Here is a 12,495-nt window from a genome sequence, read left to right as displayed (position 1 = left end):
GTTATTGAAAAAGTGCTTTAATGGTGAAAATGAGAGGATGGGAGGATGAGCAGATGGGAGTATGGGTATATGGGTATTTCACTCATTCACTCATCCACCCATCTACCCATTCACCATTCTTTCATATATCTCTTTTACACTCTCCCCTGTTATTTTACTTAAAAGTTTAGCTTTTTGTTTTTTAGGGATTTGAAGAGTTAGTATATCATCTTTTGTTATAATGGAAGTTTGTAGTTTTATCCCTTTTATGATAACAACCCATTCACCTTTTAAATTTTCACTTTCAAAAAGCTTCGTCAAATTTTTTGCACTATCTTTGAACCACTTTTGATGAAGTTTAGATATCTCTTTTTGAACGAATAATTCTCTATCGCTATCTATCTCATTTATATCGTTGATTAGCTTTTTTATCCTGTGAGGTGCTTCATATAAAATGGTATTGTAACCGCTATTTAGTATATTTTGAAGTATGGCTTTTCTTTCGTTTGATTTATGTGGTAAAAATCCAAAAAAGAAAAACTCTTTTTCGATAAAACCGCTAGAAGCATATGCCGTAACCGCGGCATTGGCTCCGGGCAGTACTTCATACTCTATATCGTTTTTCTGGGCATATTGTATCAACTTCACTCCCGGGTCACTGATGCATGGCATTCCCGCATCACTAAGATAGAGCACACTCTTTTTAAATATCTCGGGCTCGATATTTTTTATCACGCTCTCTTCATTGTGTGAATGCAAAGAGTAAAATCTTTGGATATGATGCTCAAACCCAAACTTTTCACCAAGTAACATCAGCAGCTTTTTTGTAACTCTTGTATCTTCACAAAAAACTATATCGGCATTTTTAAGCAGCTCTACGGCTCTTAGAGAAATATCCTGTATGTTTCCTATGGGTGTTGGGATGAAGTATAACATGAGGTTAAGAGACCAAGACAAGGCCTCTTAATTTTAAATCTTATTTTAAATTGTATTTTTTCTTAAATTTCTCAACTCTACCTGTTGCATCTACGATCTTTTCGCTACCGGTAAAGAACGGATGGCAAACATTGCATATATCGATTCTAAGTTCCGGTTTGTTTGACATAGTTGTAAAGTGATTGCCGCAGGCACAAGTAACACTACACTCAACATATTCAGGATGGATACCCTTTTTCATTTCTAATTCCTTATAAAATTTGATATTTTCCTAATCCCGCGAGTTTAACCCGTAAGGTTTAAAAACGCAACAGACTCCCAAAAAAAGAAGCCTGCTGCTATATAGGGGAGGGGAAATGAAATTATATCAAAATAAACTTTTAAAATCAAGCAAGTAGACTTGTTGCGATATAATTATACATCATTAATAGTCTTTAAAGAGGTGAGATTGTGCAAAACCTTTTTTGAGGCATAGCCCAAAGCTATGTTGATAAAAAGTTTTGTGCAAGATTGCCTCTTTAAAGGCTACCCTTCGGGCTTAACACATTTGTCCATACTCTTCGTTAACACTTCTTGAAATAGCTACGGCTATTCCTGCAAAGTGTTGCCTTGATTATGAAAAAATGTGATAAGTTAATGGTGCATAATCATATCACAACAAGTCTATTACAAATGCCAAAGCTATAGTTATGATGATAAGTACTATATCTACTATGTATTTTTTAACGGCGAACTTTCTAAAGACAATTTGGGATTCTTCATCCCTTACTCTTGTCAGTTTGAAAAGCCTGTGGTTTTTAAATGCTCCTGCTATGATGATGACAGAGGTCAGTATCATCAGATAAACGGCATGGTTTATGTCAAATTTAAAAACGGCGACTACAACCGAGCCGGTAAATATAACAACACTGAGACTTAGATAGTAAAGAGGAGAAAAAAGTTCATATTTTTTGGTCATAGCTACATACTCACTGCAACTTTTTACCACAAAAAGGTTTATAAGTGCAAACAAAAGAGCTAAAAAGACAAAAAAGATATGTAGATTTATCGACATAGAAACAAGTTCATTCATTAAAAACACCTTTTTGTAATATTGAGTGAAAATAATACAATTTTAATGATAAATAATCCATATGTTATAAAAACTAATAGTTAATTTTATGATATTTTTACCGATATAGAAGTATAATACATAAAATTTAACCAACTCAAAGGGAGAAGTTATGAAAAGAAACGGTTTTACTATGATAGAGCTTATATTTGTCATAGTTATCATAGGCATATTGGCGGCAACTGCACTACCGAAATTTAATGGTGTTAAAGATAGAGCAAAGGTAAACAGTGAAGTTTCAGCAATGGATGGACTTGCATCTGCCGTTGTTGCCGAGCAGGAAGGAAGATATGACGATTATGGCGATACTAAAGTCAATTGGTACAATTTAGCTGATTCAGATATGAATGACTCAACTGCGAACATAACACACAGAGGAAGTCTTTTCAAAAAAGCAAATGATGCTCAAAGTGTACTTGGCAAAGTAGCCAAAAAAGTAAAGAGCCTAAAAATCCAAGGATTTACTCTACTCAATTCCAACGGAGCATTCAGTTATCAAGATGGATTATATTTCAATCCCGTCATCATTACAGGCAAAGCAAGCAATCCTCAAAGTGGTGTTAAATACCCTACTGATCATCCAGGAGAAGATATACCTGGAAAACCTGACAAAAATGACTTTTGGATCTTCAACCCTTCACCGGTTGATTTAAATATTACAAATTCACATGATCCAGATATCAATCCAACAGTTGTGGAAGCTGGAACGATTGAACTCATAGATGTAAATGGTACTGCACAGGTCAACAAAGCAAATGTTTACTACACTGGTGCTTCGAACAATCCTACCCATGAGTATCACTTTTATACTAACGGATTATAATTTTTAACAATGCAAAGAAAAGCCTTTACAATGATAGAGCTTATCTTTGTCATTGTTATCATAGGTATACTTGCCAGTGTTGCTATCCCTAAGTTCATGGGAGTGAAGGACAATGCCAAAAAAACCGCCGAGGTAGCTACTATGTCGGCGGTCAGTACCGCACTTGACGGAGCTCACGGAGAATGGAGTATCAACGAAGGTGATTTTACCTGGGGAAATAACCAAAATAGTAGCATCCATCCTCTAAATTCCGTTGGATACCCTACTGATTTATCGGCAAATTCTCAAACTTTCGGCGCTCTTTTGAAGTCCAACACAAACGGTGATAAATTTCAAAAAGTATATGAAAACAATACAACCGACTTTACTTTTTCCATCTTTACCGGTCCCGCCTCAAATGCAAAAAACGGTGTCAAGTATGATAAAAACGCAAAAAACAGTGATATACAGGGACGTCCTGATAAAAACGACTACTGGTTGTATGCTTCTTATATCAATCCAAACAAAACCTGCAAAGAAAATTACTCCGGCAAAGTACTGCATTCTGGAGATCTAATGCTTATAGATGTCAATGGCACCACGCCGACAAATTACAGCAATATCTCTATAACCTGCAATTAAAAAATCATATATTTGTTATCTTATGGATGATCCAAAGCCCTATGCCTAAGACTATGGTACTAAAAACGACCACTATGATCGTACCTGTTTGCATATCAACCATATCAGCCTCCAACCGCTCCGGCAAGTGACCACATAGGTAAAAATATACCAAGGCCCAAAAGCAAAACAAATCCGGCGATACCTGCTATAAGTATGGGTTCTATCATAGTGGAGACATTATCTACAAGATTTTGAAACTTGTTTTTGTAATATATCGAAACTTTATCGAGCATTTTACCGAGTGAACCGCTTGTTTCTCCAGCTTCTATCATTTGAGTGACCAACCCCTCGAACTGACCGGTTTCCCTAAAGCCGTTTGTCAAAGAATTTCCCTCTTCGATACTTTGGGATATGATCTCCAATCTCTCTTTCAAATACTTGTTATCGACGACACTTATAGCGGTTTTCAAAGCTTCTATGATAGGAAGTCCCGAAGATATGAGCCTGTCAAATATATAAACAAATCTTCCAACCATGGAAAGATATATAACGCTTCCTACTATATAGACTTTTAGCATTATTTTATCTACAAATCTGTGAAAATTGTCATTTTTCTTGTAAACTTTGTTGAGTACAAAAAAGATGATAGCTGCTCCCGATAGTATATATAAAGCATAGTTTTTTATAGCCTCTTCTATCCATATAAGAAGCCTTGTGGGAAAAGGAAGCTGGGCTTGAAATTCACTGAATATATCCATAAATTGGGGAATGACTAGAATAATAACAAGGCTAAATGAGATCATCATGGCAACTATTACCAAGAGAGGATATCTAGTGGCTTTTTTCAATTTGACCCTGTTGTCATGGATCTCCTGCAAAAAGTCAGCCAGTTTATTTATGGATTCTGATAGCAAACCTATCTTTTCACCAAGTTCTACCATAACGATAGATAGTTTTCCGACTTCTTCCTCATATCTTTTCAGCGAATCAGACAAATTCGCACCTGATTCGATATCCCTGTAAAGCTCTTGAAATATCTCTTTGACTCTTTTATCGTCACATGTTTTTATAACGGTTTTCAATGTTGTATTTATGGGGATTCCGGCATCTAACATCACAGCCATTTGCCTTAGAGTCGCTATATATGAAAGACTGGGTATCTTTTTTTTGAAAAATCTCTCTTTTAAAAACTCTTTTAATCTTTTTATCTTTATGTCAAACGGCTCATCAACTTCTTCTATGCTTAAAAATATACCTTTAGGATTGTCTTTAAAATCTTTTATAGCCTCTATCTTTGCATTTGCTTCGGTTATAAACTCTTCTTCTTCGGAGTTTCTTAGGTATTTGACTTTAAAGTATGCCACAGCTCAAACCTTTACCACCTTGTGACTCTAAGAACTTCATCGACAGTAGTGACACCTTTTACGGCTTTTTGTATCCCATCAACTATCATAGGGCTGTATGTTCCGCCTTCTTCAGCATTTTTTGCGATTTCATACTTGTTCATACCGATAGATATCATATGAGATATGGTTTCATTTATCCTAAGTATCTCATTTATCATGGTTCTTCCCTTATAGCCTGTAAAAGAGCACTGCTCACACCCTTCTCCGATATAAAACTTGTAATTTTCCGGAAGATACTTTTCTATCTTTTGAAGGATATTTTTAGTAGGTTTGTACTCTTTTTTGCAGTAAGGGCAAATCTTTCTTACAAGTCTTTGAGCTACGACACCGACAAGTGAGTCTGATATCAGATAAGGCTCCAGGTTCATCTGCACCATTCTGGTTATTGCACTTGGAGCATCATTTGTATGAAGGGTGGTAAAAACCAGGTGTCCTGTCAAAGATGCCTGAACAGCTATGTTTAGCGTCTCCTCATCTCTTACTTCACCCACCATGATGATATCTGGATCCTGTCTTAAAATTGAGCGCAATGCATCGGCAAATCCATAGTCGATTTTTTCGTTTATCTGTATCTGCTGGGCTAAAGGGAGTTGATACTCTATAGGATCTTCTATGGTTATCATTTTATTTTCTATACTTTTTATCTCGTTCAATGCGGCATATAAAGTTGTCGTTTTACCACTTCCTGTAGGTCCTGTGACAAATATAATTCCATAAGGGGTTTTTAAGAGATCTTCAAAAAGTCCGAGATTTTTCCCTTCAAGTCCAAGTTCATCTATCTTTAAAAGTATCTTTTGCTGATCTAGTATCCTCATGACCAAAGATTCACCAAACATCACCGGGGCGGTCGAAAGCCTGAAGTCATAAGTTCTTCCGTCAATACTTAGTGAAAATCTTCCGTCTTGGGATTTTCTTTTTTCACTTATATCGAGGTTTCCAAGTATTTTTATCCTTGAAGAGAGTGCATTGTAAATATCAAGATCAAAAACAAAACTCTCTCTCAAAATTCCGTCAACCCTGCTTCTTACTATCACATCTTTTGCACTTGGTTCTATATGTATATCACTTGCATTTTTTATGATAGCATTTTTTATGATAACTTCTATAAGTTTCATAATGGAGCTTTGCTCGTTATCGGCCCTATAGGTTCCGCTTGTTATATCTTTTTTTACGCTGCTTATGAGCGATTTGGTAGTGGCAATCAGTTCAAGCCTGTCAAGGATATGATTTATCTCCTGTTTTAAAGCTATATAGACTTTTACCGGTTTGGTGGGGTTTACTCTTTCTATATGTTCTATAGCATCATAATCAAGCGGATCGGCTACTGCTATATATATCTCATGTTCATCCTCTTTAAAAGGTATGACGTTGTGAGTTTTTAAAAGGTTTAGGGGGTATTTTGACAAAAGCTCGAAGTCAACATCCTCGGCATAGAGATCAACCATCCCTATCTTTAGCTGATCAGCCAAAAGTCCCGCCAACTCTTTTTCGCTCATAAATCCCTCATTTACAAAGATTTCTCCAAGCTTGTATCTGTAATTCTCCTCTTTTTGTAACTGCAATGCTCTTTGAAGATCCTCTTTAGTTATATATCTTTTTTCTATCAGAAGATCACCCAGTCTTATCTTTTTTTGTAACATAATCTCACCCCTTATCTATACCAGTGCTTTTTCAAAAAGAGCCCGTTTTTATACTCCCCGATATATACTTTCGAGGGTTTATCATGCGATAACCACACTATATACATATATTTTCCATCATTTATACGAAGTTTTTTATTTTTATCTTCAATCACTTCATACTTTTTTTGTGCCAGCTTTTCAAATACTTTAGATAGGATATGCGTAGTTTTTGGCAAAACCAGTCCCGAGAGATCAAGACCGTCATTCATAAACTGGTATATAAGCTTTTTTTGTAAAATCAAAGTAGCGAAGTATGATGCATTTGCCCTGTCACTTTTCGTTTTGTTTAGTTTTGCCACTATAATGCCAAGTATATTTATATCATCCTCTTTCGCACAGGCATCACCGACCAAGGACAAAAAAGAGTTGTCCATTTTATTCAAAAACGGTTTTGCGTATCTGCACACTTTTTTATAATCCGCCTGTTTATAAAGTCGAAGCATTTCTCTTTCGTCAAAATTTCCGCCAAACAAAAAAGAGAGTAAAAAGAGCGGTAAAAAAAACCTCATATTACTTTTGTCCTTTTTCATATCTGTTTAAAAGCTCGGTTGCTCTTTTTGAGTAAAAGATACTTAAAAAAGTTTTGAGTGACTCTATGGCATCCTCTTCTTTTCCCAGTGCGTATTTGGACTTGGCGTATACTATCCACGAGTCATCTTTTGTCGAGTCAAGTTTATTGGCATTTTTAGCCCAGTAAAGTGCTTTTTTATAATCTTTTTGCTTAAAATAATACTTCGCAAGCTTCAAAGCGGAAGAAAAGTCTTTGTTGATACTGTAATTTTTCAAAAGCACGGTTTCTTTGTCGGCATTTTGCGTGACAATCTTTAAAATAGGTTTTATGACCTCTTTTTTAACTGTGGTTTTTGGCTTTTTAGGAAGATTTTGAGCTTTTTGTTTCTCTTTTTTTTGTACGGTTTCTTTCTTTTTTTGTATATGTGGTTTTGTTGTCACCTTTGGTATCTTGATAACAGGTTCGAGTTTTAAAGTCGGTTTGGAAGTTGATTTTTCGGTTTTTGATATAACTTTTTTAACCGGTGTCGTATTTTTTGTTTTTACCGTATTGTCAAGTTTTGGATATTTTACTACAGCCCAATATGACACTGCGACCAACAAAGCCAAAAAAAGAGTAAATATGATAAATTTTATAATCTTTTTATCTTTTATCTTTTTACATCTTCTTTCCAACTCTTCAAATCTGCTATTTGTCATCTACCAATCCTATATCCAAAGCACTCATGTTAAGAAGGCAGTTGTTGATCTTTTGATGTTTTACGATACCTGTTTTTTTAGCGTATGAAAGCAGCCCAAAAAGTGTATAAAGATACTTCTTTATCATTCTAAAATTCCCTTTGGTGTGCTTTGCTATCAGTTTTACATGAGCATTTTTAAACATTTGCGATATATCACCGTAACCGTTTAAAAGCAAAGTACTGTCTATGTATCTTTTTATCTCATCAACTCTTAGGGATTGAAGATAAACTATGACTTTCGTCCTTGATTTGAAATGTTTTTTTTGAAGTATAGCAGAACCCTCCTCTTTGTGCATGGAAAGTACAAATTGAAATACTTTGGTATCACTTAGTATCCTTATAAGCTCAAACTGCTCATCATTTAAAAGCTGTGCTTCATCCAAAAATATAGTGTGATTGGTATCTTTGTACTCTTTTACTATCTCCTCTTTTAGGGTGTTGAAGTTGACAGAAGGATCAAAAAACTTTTCTTTTGCCTCATAGAGCATCTTCAAAAGATCCCTTTTATCAAAAAAAGGGTGATCTATGAAGATAGTCAAATGTTTATCTTTTAACTGTTCGTTTGTAAGTCTTAGTATGTAGCTTTTACCTTCTCCAGGGTCCGCTATGACAAATATCAAAGGAGCATTTTTCTCTTTTATGGCTTCAAGTATCTTGTTTTTACCAACTTCGGCACTAACGCTGTCAAAGTACTGTTTTGTATCAATGATATCTCTAAAGAGTTTCTTTGCACCGTCAAAATCCCGCATCTACTTCAACTCGTCTTTAAATCTTTTATCTTGTTCATATTTTTTGATGGTGGGGGTTATGCTGTTGTTTATGATATGGGGAACGATGACTATGATAAGTTCACTCTCTTGTATATTCTTCGCACTGCTTTTAAATGCATTTCCTATGATGGGGATGCTTGAGAGTAGCGGTACACTGGTATCGGTTACTCCGTCTTTTTTACTGATAAGTCCGCCTATAAGTATCTTTGCATTGTCTTTTACCATTACCAAAGATGAAAGCTGTTTTATCTTTATATCAGGTGCCAAAAACGGAACTCCGTTTGCATCCACATGTCTATCGGCTATATCGCTTACTACAGGATTTATCTTGAGGATTATATAACCGTTTTTTGTTACTTGCGGTGTTATATCCAAAGTCACTCCGACAAAAGTGGAATCGGTCTCATAGTTTGGTGTGGTAGTCGTTCCTCCGCTTGAAGTGGTAGTAGTGCTTCCGCTGTCGTATCTGTAGTTTATCTCAGTTCCTACATTGATGACGGCGGGCTGGTTATTTAGAGTCATTATCTTTGGATTTGATACTATCTTGACATCCCCCTGGGTTTTTAAAAAGTTCAAAAGCCCGGTCATGGTAAAGTTGTAACCTACAAGATAATTGGGCTTTTTTAAAGTATTGGTCAAAAGCCCGTTTACTCTTGATCTTTGAGCATCAGAGCTTCCGTTTAGTCCAAGCTGAAACTGGCTCCAGTCTATGCCGGTAGTTCTGTTTTTGTTGAACTGTACTTCTATGATCTTTGCTTCTATGAGGATTTGTTTGTGCATTCTTTGACTTATGATCTTTAGATATTTTTCCACCGCATTCAACTCTTTTGGAGTTCCGGTTACCGTTATGATACCGGCATCTTGATTGACAAGGGCGGGCATAGGGGTTTCACCCTGTTCGCTTTGTCTGTTTAGTATCGAATTTATCTCATTTTGTATCTTACTCCAAAATTTAAACTCCGAAGTGAAGTCCATAGTAGTAGAATCGCTTCCACTGTCACTGTTACCGCTTCCTGTTTTTATCACTTTATTTGTTGAACTTTTTCTGGTTGTAAAACTTACATAGTCTATATAGTATGATTTGGTTTTTAGATATGAAACTTTTAAAATATCATTATCAAGCGTATAAAAGAGATTGTTATCACTTAGGAGCAGGTGAAGCAACTCTTCCAAAGTGTAATTTTTCACATTTAGGTTAGATACCGGTTTTTTAACTTTCTCTTTTGCTTTATCATCTTGGTATATAAGGCTTATACCGCAACTACCAGCTATATTGTCAAGGATGTTTTTTATGGTTATTTGTGAAGTGGAAGAGTTTCCTATGCTAAAAGAAAAGAGTTTGTTCTCACAAGCTGCTTGAGAGAGGGTTATAAATAAACCTGCTGTTATAATCCATCTGAGTATTTGTTTCATTTACGCTTCTCCACGATATTTAAAAATTTTCTGTTTTGTTTTATCTTTAAAACCACTTTTTTACTCCCTTTTTGCAGGATGATATGATCACTGTAGATCTTTTTGACCATCATACCCTCTATAATATCACCTTTTTTGTACCACTTGCCATTTATAAAAGCTTGATTGTTTAGTACCGTTATAAGTTTCGGGTATGTTCTTTTGATCTTTTTTGTTTTAATGCTCTTCTTTTTTTGTGAAACTATCTTTTTTGCTTTGTAAAAAGGATCATAGGGTACTTTTGCCTCTTTAAAGGTGTAGTCTTTGGCAGATTTTAGCAGAGCGATCTTTTTCTCCATATCTTTTATAGAAAAAGCCTGAACTCCTACAAGAAAGATGATCATAAATGCTATATATCTCATATGCCTATCCCATATGTATCAAACACCATCAAAGCTTTTACTTTACCGTTTTGCAAACCAAATTTTATAGTTTCAAATCTCAAAAGTGACGGTAGAGTCTCAATGTAGCTTATATATTTGACTATATTTGCAAAACTTCCCACGGCTTCGATTTGGATATTTTTTTTCTTTTTTATGAGAGAAAACTCTTGAGTGGGTTTGTTGATATCACTATTTTTGACATACTGTATCTCTATATCATAACCAACGGACTTTTTTAGTATTTTATCGAGCGTATTTACCCACTCTTTTTCATCAAAAAAAGCAAATTTCAAAGAGTAAAGTTCGGATAAAACCAAAGTGGTTTGCTCTTTTAGCTTCCTAAACTCCTCTTTTTTTTGAAGTAATATCTTTTTATTGTTCGCCAAAGCTCTTTTTAGTCTCAAAGATCCGCTTCTTTGTATATTTTTTTGCAGAGTACTCACCTCATCTTTTAAAAGATCGTTTTTGGATGTCATATCGGGTACTGTGTTATAAACAAGCGCTATGCCGGCGATGATAACTATCAGATACAACATGACAAGCTGGCTTTTTGGCAGTTTTTCCAAGTATTTGTTAAAATTTTCATACAACTTTATCATTTTTCTATCTCGATTTTACTTATATAGTAATTTTCATTCAACTTTATCTCTTTTGTGGAAACTTCTACAAATCCGATATTTATCAAATCTTTCATAAATTTTGCTATGTCATCTCTTTTATCGTACTTGGCTATTATATCCAAAATCAAACGGTTGTTTTGTTTTTGTTCAAATCCGCTTAAAGAGAGGTTGTATTTTTGCAAGTATTTATCAAGCAGCAGTATGGTTTTGTAACTCTTTTTTTCTTTTGAAGTAAGAAGTGCCAACTCATCTATACTTTTATCAAGATTGGATAATTTTTCTTTTTGTGAATTTATGGCATCGGTTACCTTTTTGATATCGAGTTTGCTTTGTACTATCTGTCTTTTTATATCTCTTGTTCTGTTTTGCAATACTTCATATCTTTTTTGCAACATATCTCTTTGTTTTGTCAAGGCATTGTTTTCATACAAAAGATATGCAGGATATGAACCAAAAGCAAAAACAGCAAAAACAGCAAAAAGTATGAAGCTTCCCGCTTTGGTTTTATAAAAAGGCTTTCTTTTTTCCACGAAAGTAAAATTATCAGCATTGTCATTGTTCAACTTTTTTTGGAGGATGTATGAAGCTACGATATGCTCTAAAAAGTTATGTTCACTCTTTTGTTTGAAAAGGTTGAAATCCCCAAGTTGGGCTTCTTCAAATCCTATACTTTTTACAAATTCCCTAAGCCCTCTTATCCTTCCGTCAACCGTACTTAAAAATATCCTCTCAATCACATCGAAGCCAAATATGCTTCTATTGTGCATGGCTATATTGTTGATTTTTTGAAATATGGATGAAAATACCGATCTTAAAGCATCATATAATGCCTGTTCACTATCATCATATCTTTTGGCATCCAAACCTTTTTCACTTAGTATCTCTCTCAAAGTTTTTACACTTAAAGGCTCAGAAATCGCCATTTCAATGTCTTTTGCAATTTCTTCGAGAGTATTTAAAGATGATGATGAAAGGTATCTGCCCTCTTTGTATATGGATAAAAATGCCTCTTTTTCATCGAAATATATAAATATATCTTTTTTGGGAGATAGGATTTTGGTTTTGTAAAATGTCTCAAATGCGAGGCTTGGAAGTGCTAAAAAATCCAATCTTTTCGTTTTTTCAAAAACAAAAGAAAGCTCCTCTTTTACCTCCTGTATATCCAAGGCAAAAACTTCTATGATATAAGACTCTTCATAATCAAGCTCTTTTTTGATATAGCCTATCTTGTACTTTCTATCGGTTTTCAGTCCCACATCCTCATACATCTTAAGCTCTACTTGGATATCAAGATCCTCTTTGGATATGCTTTTGTGGACTTTAAAACTGTAAGTGATGATATCTTCATACCCTACTCTTGAACCTATAAAGTAGTTTTTTAATGCTTTTGCAGGCTCAAAACTGTTTTTTGCAGCTTTTATGATGGATTTGGAAAATGGATCTATATAAACTATAGCTTCTTTGGCAGACATTTTTACCT

General features: G+C 34.9%; 14 protein-coding genes. 2 read left to right on the top strand and 12 right to left on the bottom strand.

All coding sequences use genetic code 11. From position 1 onward, the window contains the following. Positions 1–102: 102 nt before the first annotated feature. The 3 genes from rsmI to ACZ47B_RS10015 form a co-directional block, all read right to left on the bottom strand. Positions 103–915, bottom strand: a complete 813-nt coding sequence (gene rsmI / locus ACZ47B_RS10025; RefSeq protein WP_464894391.1) for a 16S rRNA (cytidine(1402)-2'-O)-methyltransferase — start codon at positions 913–915, stop codon at positions 103–105. Positions 916–955: 40 nt separating this feature from the next. After that, positions 956–1,156 carry a 50S ribosomal protein L31 gene (gene rpmE / locus ACZ47B_RS10020; protein ID WP_464894390.1) on the bottom strand — a complete coding sequence of 67 codons (201 nt, stop codon included), beginning with the start codon at positions 1,154–1,156 and terminating at the stop codon, positions 956–958. Between the two features lie 411 nt (positions 1,157–1,567). Continuing rightward, a complete protein-coding gene (locus ACZ47B_RS10015; RefSeq protein WP_464894389.1) occupies positions 1,568–1,987 on the bottom strand; it encodes a hypothetical protein in 420 nt (139 codons plus the stop codon). A 151-nt stretch (positions 1,988–2,138) separates the two neighbouring features. On the opposite strand from ACZ47B_RS10015, the gene ACZ47B_RS10010 reads away from it, so the two are divergent. Together ACZ47B_RS10010 and ACZ47B_RS10005 are read left to right on the top strand one after the other, a co-directional pair. Continuing rightward, positions 2,139–2,849, top strand: a complete 711-nt coding sequence (locus ACZ47B_RS10010; RefSeq protein ID WP_464894388.1) for a type II secretion system protein — start codon at positions 2,139–2,141, stop codon at positions 2,847–2,849. A 9-nt stretch (positions 2,850–2,858) separates the two neighbouring features. Further along, entirely contained in the window at positions 2,859–3,470 is a 612-nt protein-coding gene (locus tag ACZ47B_RS10005; protein ID WP_464894387.1) for a type II secretion system protein, read from the top strand. A 104-nt stretch (positions 3,471–3,574) separates the two neighbouring features. Here the strand turns inward: ACZ47B_RS10005 and ACZ47B_RS10000 are convergent, their stop codons facing one another. From ACZ47B_RS10000 to ACZ47B_RS09960, 9 genes are read right to left on the bottom strand one after another with little or no spacing between them, the layout of a single operon-like run. Then, positions 3,575–4,816 (bottom strand): type II secretion system F family protein, encoded by a 1,242-nt coding sequence (locus ACZ47B_RS10000; RefSeq protein ID WP_464894386.1) that lies wholly within the window; start codon positions 4,814–4,816, stop codon positions 3,575–3,577. Between the two features lie 11 nt (positions 4,817–4,827). Beyond that, complete coding sequence (locus ACZ47B_RS09995) at positions 4,828–6,498, bottom strand: GspE/PulE family protein (protein WP_464894385.1); 1,671 nt, start codon at positions 6,496–6,498, stop codon at positions 4,828–4,830. Positions 6,499–6,509: 11 nt separating this feature from the next. Then, positions 6,510–7,049, bottom strand: coding sequence for a hypothetical protein (locus ACZ47B_RS09990; protein WP_464894384.1), 540 nt, complete (start codon positions 7,047–7,049; stop codon positions 6,510–6,512). Between the two features lies 1 nt (position 7,050). Beyond that, positions 7,051–7,749, bottom strand: a complete 699-nt coding sequence (locus ACZ47B_RS09985; RefSeq protein WP_464894383.1) for a CDC27 family protein — start codon at positions 7,747–7,749, stop codon at positions 7,051–7,053. Beyond that, on the bottom strand, positions 7,739–8,539 hold the full coding sequence (locus ACZ47B_RS09980; RefSeq protein ID WP_464894382.1) for an AAA family ATPase: 801 nt from the start codon (positions 8,537–8,539) through the stop codon (positions 7,739–7,741). The genes ACZ47B_RS09985 and ACZ47B_RS09980 overlap by 11 nt, the downstream gene beginning before the upstream one ends. Further along, positions 8,540–9,973 (bottom strand): pilus (MSHA type) biogenesis protein MshL, encoded by a 1,434-nt coding sequence (mshL, locus tag ACZ47B_RS09975; protein ID WP_464894381.1) that lies wholly within the window; start codon positions 9,971–9,973, stop codon positions 8,540–8,542. After that, positions 9,970–10,374, bottom strand: a complete 405-nt coding sequence (locus ACZ47B_RS09970) for a hypothetical protein (protein WP_464894380.1) — start codon at positions 10,372–10,374, stop codon at positions 9,970–9,972. Before ACZ47B_RS09970 ends, mshL begins: the two co-directional genes overlap by 4 nt. Then, positions 10,371–10,994, bottom strand: a complete 624-nt coding sequence (locus tag ACZ47B_RS09965; protein ID WP_464894379.1) for a hypothetical protein — start codon at positions 10,992–10,994, stop codon at positions 10,371–10,373. The genes ACZ47B_RS09970 and ACZ47B_RS09965 overlap by 4 nt, the downstream gene beginning before the upstream one ends. Then, positions 10,991–12,487: a hypothetical protein gene (locus ACZ47B_RS09960; RefSeq protein WP_464894378.1), complete on the bottom strand. Its 1,497-nt coding sequence runs from the start codon at positions 12,485–12,487 to the stop codon at positions 10,991–10,993. Before ACZ47B_RS09960 ends, ACZ47B_RS09965 begins: the two co-directional genes overlap by 4 nt. Between the last annotated feature and the right edge of the window lie 8 nt (positions 12,488–12,495).

Source organism: Thiofractor thiocamini (assembly GCF_055384375.1).
The sequence above is the reverse complement of the archived record's forward strand: the minus strand, read 5'-3'. Positions and strand labels throughout refer to the sequence as shown.